This is a genomic window from Geminisphaera colitermitum TAV2 (assembly GCF_000171235.2).
Taxonomy (GTDB): domain Bacteria; phylum Verrucomicrobiota; class Verrucomicrobiia; order Opitutales; family Opitutaceae; genus Geminisphaera; species Geminisphaera colitermitum.
The window spans coordinates 1-20,909 of the sequence record NZ_ABEA03000172.1 but is presented as its reverse complement, the minus strand read 5'-3'; the positions used below and the strand labels follow the sequence as shown (position 1 = coordinate 20,909).

12 protein-coding genes and 1 pseudogene are annotated in these 20,909 nt (G+C 60.9%); 10 read left to right on the top strand and 3 right to left on the bottom strand.

Features of this window, described 5'->3' with window-relative positions; all coding sequences use genetic code 11:
* From OBACDRAFT_RS28545 to OBACDRAFT_RS19030, 6 genes and pseudogenes are all read left to right on the top strand, one after another.
* Positions 1–226: pseudogene (locus tag OBACDRAFT_RS28545) on the top strand (hypothetical protein); the annotation flags it as partial.
* 117 nt (positions 227–343) lie between these two features.
* Entirely contained in the window at positions 344–505 is a 162-nt protein-coding gene (locus tag OBACDRAFT_RS28540) for a hypothetical protein (protein ID WP_157837191.1), read from the top strand.
* A 224-nt stretch (positions 506–729) separates the two neighbouring features.
* Complete coding sequence (locus OBACDRAFT_RS19045) at positions 730–9,270, top strand: beta strand repeat-containing protein (RefSeq protein WP_081722201.1); 8,541 nt, start codon at positions 730–732, stop codon at positions 9,268–9,270.
* 434 nt (positions 9,271–9,704) lie between these two features.
* On the top strand, positions 9,705–11,264 hold the full coding sequence (gene lysS, locus OBACDRAFT_RS19040) for a lysine--tRNA ligase (RefSeq protein WP_052362261.1): 1,560 nt from the start codon (positions 9,705–9,707) through the stop codon (positions 11,262–11,264).
* Between the two features lie 19 nt (positions 11,265–11,283).
* Positions 11,284–12,516 carry an ABC transporter permease gene (locus tag OBACDRAFT_RS19035; RefSeq protein ID WP_043588373.1) on the top strand — a complete coding sequence of 411 codons (1,233 nt, stop codon included), beginning with the start codon at positions 11,284–11,286 and terminating at the stop codon, positions 12,514–12,516.
* 7 nt (positions 12,517–12,523) lie between these two features.
* Positions 12,524–13,198 (top strand): ABC transporter ATP-binding protein, encoded by a 675-nt coding sequence (locus tag OBACDRAFT_RS19030; RefSeq protein WP_043588371.1) that lies wholly within the window; start codon positions 12,524–12,526, stop codon positions 13,196–13,198.
* Between the two features lie 82 nt (positions 13,199–13,280).
* Here OBACDRAFT_RS19030 and OBACDRAFT_RS28535 read toward each other — a convergent pair whose 3' ends face one another.
* On the bottom strand, positions 13,281–13,595 hold the full coding sequence (locus OBACDRAFT_RS28535) for a helix-turn-helix domain-containing protein (RefSeq protein ID WP_043588369.1): 315 nt from the start codon (positions 13,593–13,595) through the stop codon (positions 13,281–13,283).
* Positions 13,596–13,632: 37 nt separating this feature from the next.
* Between OBACDRAFT_RS28535 and OBACDRAFT_RS28530 the strand changes: the two genes are divergently transcribed.
* From OBACDRAFT_RS28530 to OBACDRAFT_RS28525, 3 genes are all read left to right on the top strand, one after another.
* The gene (locus OBACDRAFT_RS28530; RefSeq protein WP_157837190.1) at positions 13,633–13,830 is read left to right on the top strand and encodes a hypothetical protein; all 198 of its coding nucleotides are present in this window, start codon (positions 13,633–13,635) and stop codon (positions 13,828–13,830) included.
* The gene (locus tag OBACDRAFT_RS19020; RefSeq protein ID WP_052362260.1) at positions 13,805–14,038 is read left to right on the top strand and encodes a hypothetical protein; all 234 of its coding nucleotides are present in this window, start codon (positions 13,805–13,807) and stop codon (positions 14,036–14,038) included. Before OBACDRAFT_RS28530 ends, OBACDRAFT_RS19020 begins: the two co-directional genes overlap by 26 nt.
* A gap of 344 nt (positions 14,039–14,382) precedes the next feature.
* Positions 14,383–14,790: a hypothetical protein gene (locus tag OBACDRAFT_RS28525; protein ID WP_157837189.1), complete on the top strand. Its 408-nt coding sequence runs from the start codon at positions 14,383–14,385 to the stop codon at positions 14,788–14,790.
* 76 nt (positions 14,791–14,866) lie between these two features.
* On the opposite strand, the gene OBACDRAFT_RS19010 is transcribed toward OBACDRAFT_RS28525, so the two are convergent.
* The gene (locus OBACDRAFT_RS19010; protein WP_043588365.1) at positions 14,867–17,893 is read right to left on the bottom strand and encodes a valine--tRNA ligase; all 3,027 of its coding nucleotides are present in this window, start codon (positions 17,891–17,893) and stop codon (positions 14,867–14,869) included.
* An 87-nt stretch (positions 17,894–17,980) separates the two neighbouring features.
* Positions 17,981–18,904, bottom strand: coding sequence for a helix-turn-helix transcriptional regulator (locus OBACDRAFT_RS19005; protein ID WP_232767410.1), 924 nt, complete (start codon positions 18,902–18,904; stop codon positions 17,981–17,983).
* Positions 18,905–19,212: 308 nt separating this feature from the next.
* Between OBACDRAFT_RS19005 and OBACDRAFT_RS19000 the strand changes: the two genes are divergently transcribed.
* Positions 19,213–20,841: a carbohydrate porin gene (locus tag OBACDRAFT_RS19000; RefSeq protein ID WP_043588363.1), complete on the top strand. Its 1,629-nt coding sequence runs from the start codon at positions 19,213–19,215 to the stop codon at positions 20,839–20,841.
* Positions 20,842–20,909 lie beyond the last annotated feature (68 nt).

The following is a 20,909-nucleotide window of genomic DNA, read 5'->3' as shown; positions in this document are numbered from 1 at the left end:
GGCCCGCATCCTTCACTCCGCTGCCGACGAACTCCGTGAATTTGCCCCCACCAACACCCCCGTGCCGCCACCAGACGCCACCTCCGCCTCCCTGCCCCTGCGGGCACCACCCACCCCACTGAAACCCTCCTCTGGTGGGCCGCCTTCTGGCTCATCCAACTCGACCACCGCATCCCTACCCTCCACCTCCACCGCACCGGCACCGACACCGTGGACACCATTGTAGGCGAACCCCTCCCCGCCCACTTCTACTGTCTCCGAGCCGCCCGCGACATCCTCCCCCCCCCACGACCAAGTCCCCTACAACACCAGACCTCAAATCGCCCGTTACGCTGCCGAACTCGTGCAACTCCCCACCCCCAACCGACTCCCCGCGGCCAGCCTCTTTTATCCCAACCCTGACGCCACCACCGCCCTTGCCGCCCTCAGCACCCTAGACGGCCTCCGAGCCGACCTCCGCGGCGGCGGCCTCCGCGGCGGCCTCCGCGAAATCCTCAGCAAATAAGACGAAATGGACAAAGTGCTAGGGGATCGTGGGATGGGTGAAATCTTACCTCTATTGCCTGCCCCGGCTTCATCCACTCCACCTCTCTGGGACTAAACATCTAAGGCGATGGCCACAGCGGAAAAGGGGATAGCTCATTATACAGCGTTTACCCGACTACCATCACCCCGGGTATTTAGTATTATTGATCGTCTGGCTGTCCGCCAGAACGTCCGATCAACCTAATGAAAGCTACTCACACGCGCAAGCACTTCACCGCACTTCTCATCACTTCGGTAACCACATCTGGTTGGCCTGCGGTCATGTCTGTGCTGGCATTCACGCTTGCGCTTTTTGTGCCCGGACAACTCTGCGGCAACACGTGGACAGGCTCCGCCAACGACAATCGATGGAACACCTCCAACAACTGGACTGATGGCATCCCCAACGCCACCGAAGCCATCGTCATCTTCAACACCAGTCAGGCCGCGCTTGGCGGCAAGACCATTACCCTCGGATCCGACATCCTCCTAGGCAAACTCCAGCTCGACGGCACCACGACTGAGACATTGTTCGGTTTTACAGGAGGAAAATTCATTTTCGACAATAGCGACACAACCGCCGAACTCCTCCTATCCGGCTCCAATCGTGTAACGTTCGACAAAGACAGCGCCATTGAGCTCCGCAGCAATCTCAGTCTCAACACTAGCACCCCCACCACCACCCTCACTCTTGAGGGCGCAATCACTGGCAATGGTTACAAGATCACCAAAGCTGGTTCCGGCACCACCATCTTCACCGGAGCCGACAAAACCTTTTCCGGCGGCATCGATATCTTCGCAGGCAAAATCGAAACTACCCTCACAAATAAAGCCAACGCGCAACTCGTGATCGGTGCGCTTGATGCTGCCAAAAACTACCTCGGCTCAGGCGATATCAAAGTCGGCAACATCGGCACCCAGCTCGAAATCAAGTCCAGCGGCAACAATCAAAACGTAGCGATCAATGGCAGCACGGTGACCTTGGAAGCCGGAGGCCAGCTACGCCTCTCCGAGGCAAATACAGCCCATAATAGATTCACTCTCAACCTCAACAACGGCACCCTTGATGGCGGCACCAACGCCACGCACGGCACGCTTTACCTTGCGGGCACCGACCTCGTTTACAAAGCCAGTGGGCAAGGCACGACCATCATCAACACGCCCAATCTCGTGTTCGACACTTCCGTCAACGCGACTGCCATGAGCGTTCTCCTCAACGGCAGCACCCTCGACGGCTTTGGCATGGTGACCAAAACCGGCGTCAACGTCCTCAACTTCACTGACACTCAAGACAGCGCCACCTTTGGTTCACGCGACTTTTTCCACGAAGCCGGCGTCATCAATTTTGGCCTCGCCACGCTCGACATCACCAACGGGCTCACCTTTTCCAACCTAACCCCCACGACCAACGCACTCCAGGCGACCACTCAGGCCACTTTCGGCAAAGCCAACCAAATGCGATCCACCAGCAACAGGATCAACATGCTCGATGGAGCCACTGGTTCGCTCAAACTCGGTGGCTTCGACCAAACCCTTGGGACCATCACTCTAGGAGCTAATTCCAACCTTGCTATCTACCTGCAACCCACCGCCCCTGCAGCCACCTCCATCAACCTTACCCTTGGCAGTGTAAACACCAGTGTTTCCGGCAACGAACGCCTCTCCATCTACGACTGGCGCGGCAACCCCGACTCCTACCGTCTCACCGGCAACGCCACGGTTACTGACCACGTTACCATCTCCGATTCTTCCTCTGACCTCAGCAAAATTTGGTTTCGCGGTTTCAATCCCGGTGCCGTACGCGACGACGACGGTAAGCTCCGCCCCATCGATTTTCTCAACACCACTTGGATTGGCGGCACTGGAACCGCTAAAAAATGGTTCGATTTCGCCAACTGGTCTGTTGACGCCCCCAACCACGCTGGTGCCACCGTAACATTGAACGGAGCTGCCGCGACCACCACCACCCTTGAAGGCCAGACTGCCACCATTGGACACCTCATCACCAGTGCCACACCCACCTTTACCATTGGCACTGGTACCCTCGCCTTCGATTCCGGCGTTGCCAACACCCCCTCGACCATCAGCGGCACCGGTGGCGTCACTATCAACACGCTTGAACTAAAGAATGACCTCGCAATCAATTCGAGCCTCGCCGTCACAGTCCCAAGCGGTGGCGTCCTCAAAGGCAACGGGGATATTACCATCAATTCTGGCGGTCTCCACCTCGCCAACGCCAACATCAATTCCACTGCTTATCGCGGAACCATTACTCTCAATGCTGGGCGCCTCACAATCGGCCCCGCAGCACAACCGATAGGCTCACTGGACAATCTTCTTATCATAAATGGAGGTGAAATTTACGGTGGCACCAGCGGCACTGGCGCTCGCGCCTTGCCCAACAAAGTAAGATTCGATGGCGATTTCACCGCCAGCTATGTCAATTTTACTTATGCAGGTGACATTTCTTGGAACGGCACACGCACCATCACTGGCGAAGGAACGGTCGTCTTTGACGAACCCCTGCGCCTCACCGGCGACGGCGCTCTCGTCGTTTCCGGCGGCAGCAACAACGGCGACTTTTACTTTAACAACAATAACAACGATTTTACCGGCGGTCTCACCATCCTCCCCCGAAAAGGCTTCGCCACCGGCAGCGCCAACGTCTCCCTGCGCGGCGACATGGTCCTCGGTGCCGACGTTCAGGATCAAAACTACCTCGGTTCCGGCTCCATTCACGCTTACGCCGCCCTCAACATCGCCACCAACAACCACGCTACTACCCTGCGCGGCGCAGTCATCCTCGACAACGCCGTTAGCAGCAACGGCGGTGCAAAGATGACCTTCACTGGCGGCGGCAAAGTCACCCTTGATTCCACCGCCACCCTCACCCGGGTCGGCAACAGCAACTCCGCCCTCATCACCGACGGCGACCTCGCCATCAACGGTGCCACCCTCGTCGGCACCCCCGGCCTCACTTTCAACCCCGGCACCAACGCCACCTCCACCATCACCTCCACCGTCGGCATCACCGGAGTCGGTGCCATCATCAAAAACAACGCCGGCACCACCATCCTCGATACCCCCATCTCCGCCACCTCCCTTACCATCAACGGAGGCGCATTCGTCCTCAACCGGCACACCTCCATACTCGGTGCCCCCGGCGCCACTCTCGCTGCCGGCACTCTCTACTCTGTGGGCGGCAGCGAAGACGCCCCCATCGACAACCGCTTCGGCCTCCTCACCCTCACCGGCAACGCCTCCATTTACCTCGAAAACCACTCCTCCATCAGCTTTACCAACGTCACCAACGGCTCCTGGGCCACAGGCAAAGGCTACTCCCTCACCTTGCAAAACAACACCGGCCTGTGGTCCACTGCCGCCCACCCCGAACTCAGCGACACTTATGTACGCTTCGGCGACATAACCTATTTTAACGCCGCCAAACTCGCCGAAATCTCCTTCACCGGCTACGAAGCCGGAGCCGAACTCGTCAAACAAGCCGGCACCGGCTACTGGTTCCTCGCCCCCACCGGCAGCGCCCTCACCGAATGGCGCGGCTCCGCCGACACCGGCATCCCCGTTGACCGCCTCTGGAGCACCGCAAGCAACTGGGTGGGCGACATCGCCCCCAACCGCGCTGGCATCGTCGTCGCCATCCGCGACCTCGACGGCCTCCTCAACAACAACCAAATCATTGTCGATCAAGACGTCACCATCGGAAAACTCCGCATCGAAAGCAACGGAGCCCAAGATTTCTCTATCACTTCGAACAACAACGCTACCATCACCTTTGATAATCACGGCGACGGTGCCCAGCTCACCGTTACCGGCGACAACAGCACCACCATCGCTGCCAACCTCATCCTTCAAGCCGACGACACCCTCGCCCTCAATCACATCGGCAAAAAAATCCTCACCCTCTCGGGTAAAATCACCGGCGACGGCGGCATCGTCAGCGACTACGCTGGCCCCGCCTCCGACACACAACCCCAAACCGGCATCATCCGCTTCGCTGGTAACACCGGTGCCAGCACCTACACTGGCGGCTTCTGGTTCACTGGCGCCGTCGGCGAAGACACCTCCCTGGCTCGCAAAGCCCGCAAAATCATCATCGCCACCGACGGCAGCATCTTTGGTCAAGGCACCAACACCGGCGACCCCGCCACCAGCACCCAAGCCCTCCGCATCGGCAACAACAGCGGCGGCGGCTCTGGCTGGTACCACATCGAAGCCGAAGGTGCCCCCCGCACCATCAACGCCTCCGTCCGCTTCGACGGCAACCTTCTCATCACACCCGGCAACGCCCTCACCTTTCAGAGCACTGAGTCCAGCTATATCACCGCCGGTCTGAAAAAACTCGACGGCAACGGCTCCATCCTTCACCTCCGCACCCCCATTGCCGGTCCCGGCGGCTTCCAACTCGGAGGCACCAACCAAGCCGTCAATTTTTACAACGCCAACACATTCACTGGCGGCATTTACTTCAAACAATCCTACAGCCCCACCCTCGGCATCGGTGCCGACAATGCACTCGGCACTGGCACCATCACCTTCGACACCATCAACCTCGGCAACGCCCCTAGGATCTCCGCCCTCGACGGCCCTCGCATCCTTTCCAACCAGTTCATATTCAACTCCACCACCGTGTCCCCGACTGGAGACTCCTCCATCAACTCAACCGTCCGCTTCACCGGCAACCTCACCCTCAATCACGCTGGCCGCAGCCAGTTCCTCGTCACCCCCGGTATCAACGTCGTCAACTCCACCGACCTCGTCACCATCACCGCCAGTCACATCTTCGAAGGCGTCGGCGGCTTCATCAAAAACGGCGACGGCACCCTCCGCCTCCTCGGCGCCCACGAATACCAAGGCACCACCGAACTGCTCGCCGGCACCCTCCAAGTCGGCCACAACAACGCCCTCTCCACCGGCCCCCTCTCCTTCACCGGTGCCGGCACCCTCGCCTCCTTTGGTGGCGCGCGCACTCTCGCCAACAAAGTCAACTTCCTCAACGCCACCATCGGCCTTGATGGCACAGCCGGACTCCTCACTCTCAACCCCAGCGTTGCCAACGGTGACACTGCGCTCACCCAACAACACACCTTCAACGTCGCGGGAGACGTTGCCTTCGGCCAAAACCTGAAACTCACCGGCACAGGCGGCCTCACCAAATCCGGCCTCGGCACCCTCACCGTTAACAACGCCAACGCCACCTACACCGGAGGCACCACCATCGCCGACGGACTCCTCCGCGTTGCTGCCACTGGCGACGTTACCCTTGGCCGCGCCGCCGCCGGGCAAAACTACCTCGGCTCCGGTTCCGTCTCAGTCAGGAACACCACCAACCTCACCCCCTCCACCCTCGAAATCGTCACAACCAACGGCGCCAACGTCCGCATTGGCGGCAACCTCTCCATCATCGGTTACAACGCCAGCGCCCTCTCCTCGCTCAACATAACCAACACTCCCGGTGCCATCTCCGGCACCAACATCAAAACCTACCTTGATACCAACCAGACCATCAGCGGCAACAGCTTCGGATACCTCCGCACCCCCGGCCAACTCATCAAGACCGGCCTTGGCACCACCACCACCATCAGCGACGTAAACATCGTCACCCCCGAACTCCTCATTCAAAGCGGCACCCTCTCCCTCGGCGGAGCCAACCTCGCCTCTGGCATCCAAAAATTCACCCTCGGCAACGGCACCCTCCAGACCAACGGCACCAACCAAACCTTTGCCACCACAGGCACCTTCAACCTCGCTGGTGACGGCACCATCGACATGGGCGGCAGCAGCCTCCTCACCTTCAACACCGTTGGCATCTGGGCCACCGAGGGCTCCCTCTCCATCGACAACTGGGCAGGCACACTCCTCTACGGCGGCGGCTCCAGCCAATTCCGCTTCACCACCGACGTTACCGGCCTCTTCACCAACGCCATGCTCAGCAGCATCATCTTCAGTGGCAACGATATCAGCTACGCCCCTGGAGCCAAAATCGTTAAAAACGCCACCGGCTACTACGAACTCATCCCCCTCGGAGCCAGCTCCGAGTGGAACCACCTCGGCAGCGGCTACAACTGGGGCACTGCGCAAAACTGGACCGGCTCCATGCAACCCAACGGCATCGGTGCCTCCGCCACCTTTGGCGACCTCGATACCGCTCTAAACGGCAAAACCATCAACGTGGACGCCGACATCAAACTCGGCAGCATCGTCTTCAAAAACACCAAAAACGCCACCTTCACCATCTCCGGCTCCCCCATCACCCTCGAACAAAACGCCGCCGACGCCAATGCCATCATCACCATGACTGGCAACAGCAACCCCACCATCGCCAGCAACATCAACCTCCAAAACGACCTCCTCGTCTCCCAACGCGGCACCGGCACCCTCACCCTCTCCGGCATCCTCTCCGGCAACCACTCCCTCACACTCGACGGCACAGGCACCCTCTCCCTCATCGGGGCCAACACCTACACTGGCGGCACCAACATCCTCGGCGGCACCCTCCTCATCAATGCCGACAACACCCTCGGTGCCACCAACGCCCCCATCACCTTTGACGGAGCCACCCTCAAATTCGGAGCCTCCTTCAACCTCGCCTCCACCCGCGCCATCACCCTCCTCTCTGAAGGCGGCACCATCGACACCGCCGCCTACACCACCCGTATTGCACAAGCCATTACAGGCGCGGGCCAACTCACCAAAACCGGCACCGGCACCCTCACCCTTGCCAACGCCGGCAACGCCTATGAAGGCGGCACCAACATCCAACAAGGCACAGTCCGCCTCAGCCACGGCACCGCCGCAGGCGCTGGCAACATCGCTATCAACACCAACGCCGCCCTCGCCCTCGACTTCTCCAACGGCACCATCACCAACACCCTTACCGGCAACGGCAGCACCAACATCCTAGGCCAAAACATCGCCCTCGACACCAACGCCGCCGCCTACACCGGCAACTGGAACCTAGCTGCCAACGCCAGCGCAACCATCACCACCCCCAACAACCTCGGCACCGCCAGCACCCTCAACCTCAACGCCGCCACCGCGCGCCTCAGCATCGCCCCCACCGCCACCGGCAACTACACCTTTGCCAACACCCTCAAAGGCAACGGCACCCTCGCCGTCAACCTCGCCAACGCCACGGACACCTTCACCCTCGCCAACAACCCCGCCACCTCTGCCTTCAACGGCACCCTCCGCCTCGACCGCTCCACCTTCGCCCTCGACGCTGCCGCCAGCACCCGCCTTGCCAACGCCACCCTCTCCCTTGGCACCGGCAACACCACCACCGTTGCCGACGGCATCCAAACCACTGCCAACCTCACCCTCGACGGCGGCTCCCTCATTTACCCGCACACCACCGTCCCCTCGCAAACCACCTCCGCCGGCATCATCTCCACCGGCACCCTCACCCTCGCCTCCGGCACCGTCCATATCAACGCCCCCGATACAACCGCCACCACCCCCGCCATCCCCACCGACGCCACCCTCCTTGAGCAGGACGACATCGTCAGCCTCGCCCTCGTCTCCGCCACCACCGTCAACGGCTCCGCCAGCGCCCTCACTCTCGCCGACCTCGATGGCAACGCCATCACTTCACCCCGCACCCAAGGCATCCATCAGGCAGGCGACCGCGTCGCCACCGGCACCTACGACTACTCCCTCGCCACCACCAACGGCACCGGCTCCAACGGCCTCTACCTCAACTACGGCCTCACTCAAGCCGACATCCTCACCGGCAAAACCCTCACCCTCACCGAACGCGCCGGAGCCACCGGCACCGCCGCTGCCATGAGCGCCCTCATCACCGGCGCCGGCAACCTCGACATCGCCGCACGCAACACCGTCGCCCTCACCCGCCAGAACACCCACACCGGCGCCACCACCCTCAGCACCGGCACCCTCGCCGCCGGCACCACCGACATCATTGCCCAAAGCAGCCGCATCACCCTCGCCACCGGCACCACCTTCGACCTCCAAAATCATAACCAAAACGTCAACAACCTCACCGGCTCCGGCACCGTGAAACTCGGCACCGCCTCCCTGACCGCCGCCTACACCGAAGCCGCCACCTACTCCGGCACCCTCATCGGCGGCACCACCAGCCACTTCACCAAAACCGGCTCCGGCAAACTCACCCTCACCGGTGCCAGCGCCGACCTCCTCGGCGGCACCACCATCGCTGACGGCGAACTCGCCCTCGCCTCCACCGCCATCCTCGGCGGCGCAAGCAGCACCATCGCCGTCAACTCCGCCGCCACCCTTAGCGGCACCGGCGCCGCCCTCGGTAGCGTCACCGTAAAGACCGGCGGCATCATAGCCCCCGGCAACTCCGCCACCGCCGCCCCCGGCACGCTCACTGTTGGCAACCTCACCCTCGCCAGTGGCTCCATCATCGACTGGCAGCAAGGCGACCTGATTGAGATCAACCACCTCTTTGACGTATCCGCCATGGGAATACTCGTAAACCTTGATGACTACGTCACCGGCACGACCGTCCACATCGCCCACTTTGGCGACCTCCTCGGTGCCTCAACACTTGCCGACGCCAACGACTACTTCGGACTGAACTTCGCCCACAACGCCGCTTACCGCGATTACACCGGCCACTTCGAGTTCACGGCCGACAAATACCTTATCTACACCTCTGGAGCCGTCCCGGAACCAGCGACCATCGCCGCCCTTCTGTCTGCCGCCTCCCTCGCCTTCGCCCTCTGGCGCCGTCGCCGTTGATACCAACATTTCTTTGGTCCCGGACCATTGAATAAGTCGATTGCAAGTCAGGAGGAGAACTCTCCAAGACATCCTCTTCCTTAGAGCAGTTTCATTTAAACTGTAGCCATTTGATACCTGGTAGGGAGGCCTCTCCGAGGCCTCCGAAACCACGCTCCAACCACCTATGAGTTTCGCATCCTCTCACCACGCACAACGGAGGCCTCGGACGGAGCGCAGCAGCGCGGAGATGGCATCGCCAAAGGCGATGGCCCGAAGGGCTGCCCTCGGCAGAGGGCACAAAGGCCTCCCTACCGTTAAGACAACGGCTGCATCTCAACTTATACCTCTCTAGCGACGAGGAAAACGGGGGTCTGTAAGAACCCTTCGAAAGTAGCCTGCGTAAAATCCGTTTGCCCCACCCTGCCCACACCCCACACGCTCATCCATTACACATGAGCGAAGCACCTCAACCAGCCAACCGCACCGAAGACATCTCGCACGATCAGAACGCTGTCCGCCGCCAGAAACTCGCCGACCTGCGCGCCGCCGGCAACGATCCGTTCCGGGCTCACTTTGAACCCACGCACTTCTCCGCCGAGGCGCTCGCCGCCTACGTCGAAGGCAGCGAAAACCCGCCGGCCAGCGCTCCCGAAGGCTCCCCCCCCCCCGTTGCCGTCGCAGTTGCCGGACGCCTCGTGACCATCCGCGTGCAAGGAGGCAGCGCCTTCGTCAAAATCCTCGACCAACAAGGCCAGATCCAACTCTACATCCGCCGCGACGTCATCGGCCTGGAGGCATACACCGAATTCAAGAAACTCGACCTCGGCGACTTCATCGGCGTCACCGGCACACTCTTCAAGACCAAGACCGGCGAGATTACCGTCCGCGCCGACAACTACACACTCGTCAGCAAGGCACTCCGTCCACTCCCCGAAAAGTGGCACGGCCTCAGTGATCCCGAGCAAGTTTACCGCCAGCGCTACCTCGACCTCATCGTCAACCCCGAGTCACGCGCCCGCCTCCAGCTTCGCTCAAAAATCATCACGCACATCCGCCGCTTCCTCGAAGACCGCAACTTCCTCGAAGTCGAAACCCCCGTCCTGCAAAGCGTGGCCGGCGGCGCCGCCGCACGCCCCTTCGAAACACACCACAACGCGCTCGGCGTCGATTTCGTGCTCCGCATCTCGCTCGAACTTTACCTCAAGCGCATGCTCGTCGGCGGCTTTGACCGCGTCTTCGAAATCGGACGCAACTTCCGCAATGAAGGTGTTTCCCGCCGTCACAACCCCGAGTTCACCATGCTCGAGGTTTACCAGGCTTACAGCGACTACCGCGGCATGATGACCCTTGTGCGCGACCTCTTCCAATCGCTCTGTCGTGACGTTTTGGGTACAACGGAAATCAAGCACGCCGCCAGCGGTGAAACCATCAACTTTGCCGGCGACTGGCGCGAAGTCCCTTACAAAGACCTCATCAAAGACGCCACCAACGACCCGGATTGGTTCTCGCGCTCGAAAACCGAAAAAATCGCCGCCGCGCAAAAGCTCGGTCTCTACGCCGACCCCAAGTGGGAAGACTACGAAATCACCAACGAAATCTTCTCCAAGAAGATCGAGCCCACGCTCATCCAACCCACCTTCGTCACGCACCTGCCCAAGGAGCTTTGCCCGCTGGCCAAGCTCAACCTCGAAGACCCCTCCGTCATTGACGTGTTCGAACTGACCATCGGCGGCATGGAAATTGCCCCCGCCTACTCCGAGCAAAACGATCCCGACGTGCAGCGCCAGATGTTCGAAGCGCAAGCAGGCGAGGATATCCAAAAAATCGATACCGATTTCCTCCTCGCGCTCGAACACGGCATGCCCCCCGCCGGCGGCATGGGCATCGGCATTGATCGCCTCTGCATCCTCCTCACCGGCGCCGAAAGCATCCGCGACGTGATCCTCTTCCCGCAACTGCGCCCGTCTGCGGCGAGCCCAACCGTGGAAAAGCCTGAAAGCCCGAAAGCCTGAAGGCCCCCCCCCCCCGCCCATGTCTTGGCCCTTCTATCTTGCGCTCAAGCAACTCTTCCCGGGCGGGCGCAAGGTGCCGCCGTTCTTCACGCTGATCTCGATTCTCGGCGTGGCGCTCGGCGTCACCATCCTCATCATCTCGATGTCGGTGATGGGAGGATTTGGATACGAAATCCGCAAGATGGTCGTCGATACCCAAGGCGAGGTGCAGGTGCGTGCGCGCGGCTTCATCCTCAACCCAAGCGAGACGCTGGCACGCATCCAGCAAACACCCGGCGTCAAAGCCGCGACGCCATTTGCCGAGGGCGTGGTCATGCTGCAATCCGAAGGCCGTCCCGCCTTCCCCGCCATGCAAGGCATCGACCTCGCCCGCGTGGAAAACGTCACGCCGCTGCAAAAATTCATGCGCGTTGGCTCGCTGGAAAACCTCGACGACGACTCTGTTGTTCTCAGCTCGCAACTCGCCCGCAGCCTCGGCGCGCACATCGGCACGCAGATCGAAGTGTATTCGCCCCTCATGCTGGAAAAATTCAAGAAGGACGAAGTCTTCATGCCCCGCCAACTCCGCGTCGCCGGCATTTTTGAAATCGGCCACCAGCAACTCGACAGCAGCCTCGTTCTCGTGACCCTGCGGCTCATGCAGGACCTCTACGGCATGGACTCCGCCGTGCACGGCATCAACGTCAAGATTGACCCCGGAGCCAGCCCCGCCCAAGTCGCCCGAAACATCAACCAACAACTCCCCTTTGACCAACGCGCCGCCCCGTGGATGGAGAGCAACCAAGACTTCCTCTTCGTTCTGCAAATGGAGAAGAGCATGATCTTTTTCCTACTCCTGTTCATCGTGCTCGTTGCCAGCTTTTCCATCGCCTGCTCGCTCCTCACCGCCGTCGTCCGCAAAACCCGCGAGATTGGCCTGCTCGGTGCGCTCGGCGCCCGCCCCTCGCAAGTCGCACTCTGCTTCTGCCTGCAAGGTCTCGTCATCGGCGCGGCGGGCACTGTGGCGGGCAACATCATCGGTTTCACTGCGCTGCATTACCGCGATAACATCGTGGGCTTTCTCACCCGCGTGACCGGCGGCGAACAAGCCCTGCTTAACGCCTATCAATTCAACCGTCTGCCCGCGCATCTCCTGCTCAGCGACTACCTCATGATTGTTAGCGGCACGATCCTCATCTCGCTCCTCGCCGGCCTGCTCCCTGCCTGGCGCGCCGCCCGCCTCAAACCTGTCGAAGCCCTTCGTTCCGAATAACCCTCCCATGCCGATCCTCACCGCCACCGCGCTTGAAAAAACCTACCTCAGCGGAGGCACGCCCCTGCCCGTGCTGCGCGGCGTGGACCTCACCGTATGCGCCGGAGAGAGCCTCTCCATTCGCGGCGAATCCGGCTCCGGCAAATCCACCCTGCTCAACCTCCTTGCCGCGCTCGACACGCCCGACGCCGGCACGCTCGCATGGGAAACCGACACCCTCTTCCCCCCCCCCCCCCCCCCCGCCGCTTCCGCCACACGTCGCGCCCGATTTCTCGGCATCGTCTTCCAGTCGTTTTACCTGATCCCCGAACTCGACGCCCGCGCCAACGTCCTCATTGCCGCCCGCATGCTTGGCGCACCCGATGCCGCCGCGCGCGCCCGTGCCGGTGAACTTTTGTCCAAAGTGGGACTCGCCAGCCGCGCCCATCATTTACCCGCGCAACTCTCCGGCGGCGAACGCCAGCGAGTCGCCATTGCCCGTGCCCTGATGAATCGTCCCCGCCTCCTTCTTGCCGACGAACCCACGGGCAATCTCGACGAAAAAACCGGCGACTCCGTAATCGATCTTTTGCTCGCGCTCTGTGACGAAACCCAGACCGCGCTTGTTCTCGTCACGCACAACCCCGCCCACGCCGCCCGCTGCCGCCGTGCCCTCTTCCTCCACGAAGGCCGCTTCGCGTAAGCCCGGCCCCATCTCTCCCCGCTCCCTCGCCTGCGCAACAGGAGGAAACGCAAGGCCTCATGGATTCTGAAACCATAACCCGCTAAATTTTTTTAAGGGTCGAAAGCACGGTCTCCAATTGCCGCCGGACGGTGCGAAGCGTTTCCTCGGCTGTCAGCGCGCGGCGCCTCCACTTTTCCAACTCGTCGGCATCCCCCCCCAAACGCCCTGCCTCAAGATCACGAAGTTTACGGGCTATCTTGCCGCTGATGGGTTTTTTGTTGGTCTCCAGCATCCAGACGTAATTGCCGGAGATGTCGAGGCGACGCCCCAACTCTTCTTGAGTAAGCCCGAGCGACTCTCGAAAAGTTAGAATCCCTCTCGATGTTAACTCTAACTTTTTAGTTGACGGTTTCATTGGTTCCGTAAAAGCTGGGTCAGTTTCTTGAAATCGCGTGAACAACGAAGCCCAAAAATCAGAAATGCAAACTAACAAGGAGAAGCCGGCAGAAATTGGGCAGTTGGCAGTCGAAACACAAAACGTTCCCTGCGTGCCGCAGCCGCGCAGACCGATGCAGTCATTCTGGCTGGCCTCGCATGTCAGTGCTGCCGTGCTCGCCATTTTCCATGCGGGCCATCCCTTATCAGCCTGATACGGGGCGCATCGCTGCGCTTCGCCTCAAAGGCTGGAGTTGGCGGCGTGCCGCCATCGCTCTCGGCTGCAGCTACACGCACCTTGCACACACACTCACCGGTCGCCGTTCCAGCGACTCGCTCGCCAGTCGCATCGACGCCCTTCCCGTCAGCGACCGCCCCTATCGCGCCAGTGGTTTCGCCGCCAAGCCAAAGAGTCGGCCGTGATCGTTGATGAGGCATCCGCCGCCGTCTTCCGTTCTGGCAGCGGAGTTCCTCTCCGACCACCGGCAACTCGCGCCTCTTTCCCCGACCATGAAATCAAACTACCACGAAAATCATCCAACCGCCCTCAATACGATGATCGCGTTCGCTTTGATCGCAATTTATGTGATCATCATCCTCTGACGGGCCGGCACGCAGACGCGTGCAACTCCACATGCCATGAATATCGATCCCGAGTCGAAAGACGCGGCGTTGCTTGTTGCTGCGCTGGTGGTTCTGACGGCCGCATTGTTAATCGTCCTTAGCGTCTATATTATCACCGTCTGACACGCGTCGGACGCCACGTGATGTCCTTCATTGATCTCAACATCTCCGTGCAAACGCCGGTAAAAAGCAGACCATTGCCAGCGACCGGCAGGATACCACCGGCACCGGGAGCGCGGGCCAGGAGAACCCGTCTTCTCGACAAGGAAGCGTATCGCAGCACGTTCAGCACAAGAATGCATCCAACGGACTTCCAACAGCCGCTGCCGTTTGGCTTTCAGCTCTATGCCGCCTTTATTCCAAAAACCGACTACAGAGGTTTCGATTGTTCGGGAAAACACATTCATTCTGTTTGGATAAGCGATACCACGCCCTTTTTGCACGTGCTGATCGCCGCCAAGGAATATCCGAATGTATTTATGGTCGTCGTTATAGATCGCCTCCAGCACGCCATTTACGGTCATCGCTTGGTGGACTTGCGGCAAGACTGACGGCGGCGCGGTGAAAAAGACGCGGAGGCTGCCTGCATTTCTCCGCGTCTTTGCATCTCCGTTTGTAAGCCGGTGCTCAGCCAAGCGCGCTCAGGAGGCGTTCGATCTCGGCGAGCTTGGCTCGCTGATCGGCGAGTTGTTTTTGCGCTCCGGCAATCACGGCGGGCGGAGCCTTGTCGGTGAAGGCCTTGTTCGAGAGACGCGCCTCGGTGCCGGCAATGTGCTTGCTCACCTGATCGCGTTCTTTGGTCAGACGCGCGCGCTCGGCGGCGGGATCGACCTTGATTCCAGTATCCAGGTAAAGGGTACCGAGCGGCGTCACGATGGCGGGCAGCGGGAGTTTTTCCGTGGTGCGAGCGAGTTCGGCGGCACCGGCAAGTCGGGTGAATTTGGCGGCAACCGATTCGAGCGCGAGCCAGTCGGCGTTGCCTTCGGCGGAGGCTGCGGTTTCGGCAAAAAACTTCACGTCGCGTTTTTGCGCCACGCTTTGTTCGAGCTTCAACTGGCGGGCGAGCGAAGTGACTTGCTTGAGCTTTTCCATGCGCCCCGTGGCGGCGGCGTCCACAGTGACGCCGCGGGCGGCAAGCGTGCCGACGAGCGCATCAGCCGTGTCGAGACGCGTATTTTGCAAGAAGTCATGCGTGCCGGAACCCGCGGTGGTGAGAACGGACGTGGTTTTCGCGTAACCGAGGAGGTGCCAGAGTTCCTCGGTGATGAAGGGCGCGAAGGGATGGAAGAGGAGCAGGAATTGGCGAATGACAAAATCCTGGATGGCGAGCACGTGGTCGCGCACAGCAGGGTCGGGATCTTGTACGCGAGCTTTGGATACTTCCACATACCAGTCGCAAAAGTCGTTCCAGAAAAATGAATACAAGCGTTGCGTGGCGGTTGCGAATTCGAATTCGCCGAAGCTGCGTTCGAGGATGCGTGTGGTGTCGAGCAAGGCGGCAAGGATGGCGTGGTCGTCGTCGTCGAGCTTTTGCGCGTCGATGCGGGCAAGGATCCGTGAACATCCAACATCCAACGTCGAACATCCAACATCGAAGTGGGGCGCTGCCGCGCCGGAGGGGGGGGGGGGGGGGGACTGTTCGCTGTTCGCCGTTGGATGTTGGATGTTGGATGTTGGATGTTGGATGTTCGCCGCAGTGCCGTTCATCTGGCGGAAGCGGCAGGCGTTCCAGAGTTTGTTGCAGAAGTTTTTGCCAGCCTCGATGCGGTCTTCGTCGAACTTCACGTCCTGACCGAGCGGAGCGATTTGCAGGAGTCCGAAGCGGAGTCCGTCGGCGCCGTACTTGGCAATGAGGTCGAGCGGGTCGGGCGAGTTGCCGAGCGTTTTCGACATTTTGCGTCCCTGTTTGTCGCGAACGATGCCGTTGAAATAAACGTGTTTGAAGGGAATGCGTTGTTCAACGGGCGCGCCGGGGTGGGTGAATTCGAGTCCGGCCATAATCATGCGTGCGACCCAGAAGAAAATGATGTCGGCGCCGGTTGCGAGTGTAGTGGTCGGGTAATGACGCGCGTAGAAATCGGCGGCGGCGCTGCTGGCGTCGAGTTCGTCGGGCCAGCCTTGCGTGGCGAAGGGCCAGAGCCACGACGAGGCCCAGGTGTCGAGCACGTCTTCTTCTTGTATCCAGTTTTCGGAGTCAGCGGGGCCGTCGAGCGAAACGTGGATTTTTTTCGGGTCGCGCAAATCGGCTTCGGTGAGCTTTTCGCGGTCAACGCCCTTCGCATACCAGACGGGGATGCGGTGGCCCCACCAGAGTTGGCGGCTGATGCACCAGTCTTGAATGTTTTCGAGCCAGTTGAGGTAAACTTTGGTCCAGCGTTCGGGGTGCATTTTGATGAGGCCGTCGCGGACGACTTGCTTGGCCTCCTCAACGCGCGGGTAGCGGAGCCACCATTGCTGAGTGAGGCGGGGTTCGATGGGGACGCCTGCGCGTTGCGAGTAGCCAACGTTGTTTTCGTAGGGTTTGGCTTCGATGAGGTTGCCGTGGCGTTCGAGGATTTCGGAGGCTTTTCTGCGGGCGGCGAAGCGTTCGAGCCCGGCGAGTTCGGGGCCGGCGTGGACGTTCATGGTGCCGTCGGCTTCGATGGATTCGATGATGGGGAGTTTGTGGCGTTGGCCGATCTCGAAATCGACTTTGTCGTGCGCGGGCGTGACTTTGAGCGCTCCGGCGGCGAAGGCGGGGTCAACAGCGGCGTCGGCAATGATCGGGATTTGCACGCGGGCTCCGAGGGGACGCCAGACTTTGCAGCCGATGAGGTGTTTGTAACGCGGGTCGTCGGGATGGACGGCCACGGCAACGTCGGCGGCGATGGTTTCGGGGCGCGTGGTTTCGAGCACGATGTGCGTGATGCGTCCGTCCGTGATGCCTTCGGCGGGGAACACAGGCGCATCCGCCGCACCGGTGGATTGCTCGTTGGATGTTGGGTGTTCGACGTTGGATGTTGGATGTTCGAGCGGAGCGACGAGTTCGTAGCGGAGGCGGTAAATGTGGCCTTTGGTGGGGCGCATTTCGACTTCTTCGTCGGACAAGGCGGTGAGCGAAGCAGGGCACCAGTTGACCATGCGTTTGCCGCGGTAGATGTGGCCTGCGTTGAAGAGCTTGATAAACGATGTGAGGACGGCGCGGGAGTAGCCGGGGTCCATCGTGAAGTGCGTGCGGTCCCAATCGCAGGAGCAGCCGAGTTCGCGGAGCTGTTGCAGGATTTTGTCACCCTTTTCGTCGCGCCAGGCCCACACGCGTTTGAGGAAGGCGTCGCGTCCGATGTCGCGACGGGTTTTCTTTTCCGTTTGGCGCAGGTGTTTTTCAACCATCGTCTGCGTTGCAATGCCGGCGTGGTCGGTGCCGGGAATCCAGCAGGCGGCCTTGCCTTCGAGGCGGGCGCGGCGAATGAGCGCGTCTTGCAAGGTGTTGTTGAGCACGTGGCCCATGTGCAGGATGCCAGTGACGTTGGGCGGCGGAATTACAATGGTGTAGGGTTCGAGCTGCGGCTCGCCGGGCGCGGCGACGCGGGGCGCAAATGCCTTGGCCTGCTGCCAGGCGGCATACCATTTTTTCTCAACGTCGGCGGGTTCGTAGCTTTTGGTGATCTCGGCCATGGTCGTGGTGCGTTGTGTGTGCGTGCGAAAAGTGAAAAGGGCTGACAAAACCCTGCGTGCCGCGCGGAGGCAAGCACGGGGAACACGCTACAGCGCCACGCCCGGCGAGTAATCGACGCGGTCGTGGTAGATCGTTTTTGGTTTTTCGCCCTCGCGCGCCGCCTCCTCCAGCCGTCCTGCGCGATAGGCCTGCGGGGTCAGTCCCGTATGTTTCCTGAAAACGCGGGTGAAATATCCCGGATCGGCAAACCCGCACGCCCACGCGATTTCCGAAATGCTCAACACCTGGCTTTCCAACGCCTGCACCGCGCCCGCCACCCGCTGCCGGTGGATGTAGTGAATCAATGTTTCCCCTGTCTCCTTGTGGAATAGATGCGACAGATAATCCGCCGAGCACCCCAGACGCTGCGCCACAAACGCCACGTTGAGCTCGCTATTGTAGAGTTGGTCGCGCACCAGCCACTTCACTTGAAAAATCCGCTGCGGTTCCTGTTTCATGGCCGGAGTTTCCGCGCCAGTCAGGTCACTCAGCACGCCGAGCAAGGTCAGCGTCAACCCACGCACCGCGACCTCCGCAAAAGCCGAGCCTGAGTGTCGCAATTGCACCAGATAATCCACCAAACCGACAATCCGGGTCAGGTCGGGAGTCGTGAAAAACAGGATCTTTTCGATGTCGGGCCGCCCCGTCCCCGCGTCCACCGCAAAATGGATGCTCACCGAACTCGCATAAAAGCCCACCACGAGATTGCGAAAACCGCCCTCGTCCCCGGCCTGCGCCTCCTCCCCATGCGGCAATCCCGTGGCCAGCACCGCCAGTTCACCCGGTTGCAACAACTCACCGGCGCCTCCCGGAAAACGAAACCGGGTGGCCCCGCTCAATTGCAAGAACACCTCCGGGCGCAAATGATAATGCATCCCCGGCCTGCGCTGCATGAGGTGCAGGGGTTTGGGCACCTTGATACGCAGCGGGCTGCTGCGATCTTCCGCCGCCCGCACCTGTCCCGCCAGCAATGCGTGAAACTCCCTTCGCTCCGCATCGTTGCCCAGCGTAGGCACCAGACGGGGAACCGGCGAGGGAGCAGACGCAACGGTGGGCGCGGAAAAAGCGGGCACGGAAGGGGCACCTAAGATTTGTCCTATCATTCGCGGACATGGAACAGGGAATGCCATTGAATGCAAACCCCGCGCGACCCATCTGTTTCGCACCACCACAGCAACCCACTCCGGCCATGCCACCTTGGTCGCCCAGGGAAAATTCCTCCTCCATTTGCGTCCGGTTCCCAACGTGTTTCCTTACCCAGTTTTCCCCACCCATGCCAATGAACCAAAAACCAAAAACCCACACCACGCGCGCCATCTTCATGGCCGCGCTTGTCGCTCTGGGCACAACGTTCGGCGCCACGCCGGCATTTGCCCAAAGCTCTGCGGACATCGAGGCTCTCCGCGCCGAAATCAAAGCCTCACGCGAAGCCTACGAAGCCCGGATTGCCGAGCTTGAAAAACGCCTCGCCGCCGTCGAAAAGGCCCCGGCCCGCACCACCTCAACGACCATCGTGCCAGCCTCGCCCGATGGCTCCCCCGGTGTAGTGATTCTCAATGACGGAAACACCAACCTTGAGCAACGCGTCGCCGCCCTTGAGCAGGGCCAGCAAGCCACCAGCCAGTCGCTCGCCGAGGTCAAGTCGCCCAAGTTCTTTGAGGACATGCTCCCCAAGGATCTCACCCGCGGCCTCGAACTCCACGGGTATCTGCGCGCCGGATACGGCATCAACGAACACGGCGGCGGACAGGACAAGATCACCAGCCCTGACGGCCTCTTCGATATCGGCCCCGGACGTCTCGGCGACGAGCCGGACACCTACGGCGAACTGACCTTCAAATACACTGCGCCGCAAGCCAGTGAAAACGACATCAAGATCGGCGTCCAGACGACCCTCGCCTTCAAGTACAGAGGCGACAAAAACAACTACGCCAACCAGGACAGCAACGGCGTGGATCTCCTCTTCCGCGAAGCATTCGTCACCGCGAGCAACGTCTTTAAAAATAATCCCGACGTGCAGTTCTGGGTCGGCCAGCGTTTTTATGACCGCCACGACATCCACATCTACGATTATTACTTTTTGGATACGTCCGGCTACGGCGGCGGCGTGGAAAACATCAAGCTCGGCCCCGGCAAGTTCGCCGCCGCCTACATCGGCGGCACCGACAACACCGCCCAGGTCGAAAGCGAATACAGCCTGACCAAGCAGATTCTCGACTTCCGCTGGAGCGACCTCCCCTCCCTCTTCGACGGCAAAGGCACGCTCTGGGTCTCCCCCCAATACGTCAACGGCGGCAGCGGCGTGAACCCCAACTCCACCGCAGGCATTGCCCTCGGCTGGCTCCAGCAAAACAACCTCAGCAAAGGCTACAACAAACTCTCCCTCCAATACGGCTGGGGTGCCGGTTACCAATTCGGCACCTACGTCAGCAGTGTGAGCTGGCAGGATAAAGGCGCTCTCCGCGACGCGCAGACGGCCCAGATCACCAACCAACTCGTTTGGCAATTTGACGACCAACTCTCCCTCATGTGGGCCGCCATCGCCAACTGGGAAGACCGCGGCTTCACGCAAGCAGGAGGCTCCGGCAGCGACCGCCTCTTCCTGACCACCGCCGTTCGCCCGATCTACATGTTCACCCAGCACCTCGGCCTCGAAACCGAATTCGGCATCGACTGGGCCAGCGACAACCGCAGCACTTCCGGCAAAGATCAAACCGCCATGGCCAAGCTCACCGTCGCCGGTGTGATCAAGCCCTCCGGAGCCTTCTGGTCTCGCCCTGAAATCCGCGCCTACGCCAGCTACTACTATTGGGGCAACAGCATGCCGGACGACTTCTCTCCCAATGGCGAACGAGACGGCGCCAAAGGCACCTGGACCTTCGGCGTCCAGGCCGAAACCTGGTGGTAGTTAAACCCAAACTACACACCCAATAACGCGCCCGCCGCCATCCCGCACGGAGAACGGCGGGCGCTTCC

Bases quoted from the DNA above. Each gene is read 5' to 3' on its own strand.
- OBACDRAFT_RS28535 (WP_043588369.1), bottom strand. From the start codon at position 13,595: ATGAAACCGTCAACTAAAAAGTTAGAGTTAACATCGAGAGGGATTCTA.
- OBACDRAFT_RS19010 (WP_043588365.1), bottom strand. From the start codon at position 17,893: ATGGCCGAGATCACCAAAAGCTACGAACCCGCCGACGTTGAGAAAAAA.
- lysS (WP_052362261.1), top strand. From the start codon at position 9,705: ATGAGCGAAGCACCTCAACCAGCCAACCGCACCGAAGACATCTCGCAC.
- OBACDRAFT_RS19035 (WP_043588373.1), top strand. From the start codon at position 11,284: ATGTCTTGGCCCTTCTATCTTGCGCTCAAGCAACTCTTCCCGGGCGGG.
- OBACDRAFT_RS19045 (WP_081722201.1), top strand. From the start codon at position 730: ATGAAAGCTACTCACACGCGCAAGCACTTCACCGCACTTCTCATCACT.
- OBACDRAFT_RS28525 (WP_157837189.1), top strand. From the start codon at position 14,383: ATGTCCTTCATTGATCTCAACATCTCCGTGCAAACGCCGGTAAAAAGC.
- OBACDRAFT_RS19030 (WP_043588371.1), top strand. From the start codon at position 12,524: ATGCCGATCCTCACCGCCACCGCGCTTGAAAAAACCTACCTCAGCGGA.
- OBACDRAFT_RS19000 (WP_043588363.1), top strand. From the start codon at position 19,213: ATGAACCAAAAACCAAAAACCCACACCACGCGCGCCATCTTCATGGCC.
- OBACDRAFT_RS19020 (WP_052362260.1), top strand. From the start codon at position 13,805: ATGCGGGCCATCCCTTATCAGCCTGATACGGGGCGCATCGCTGCGCTT.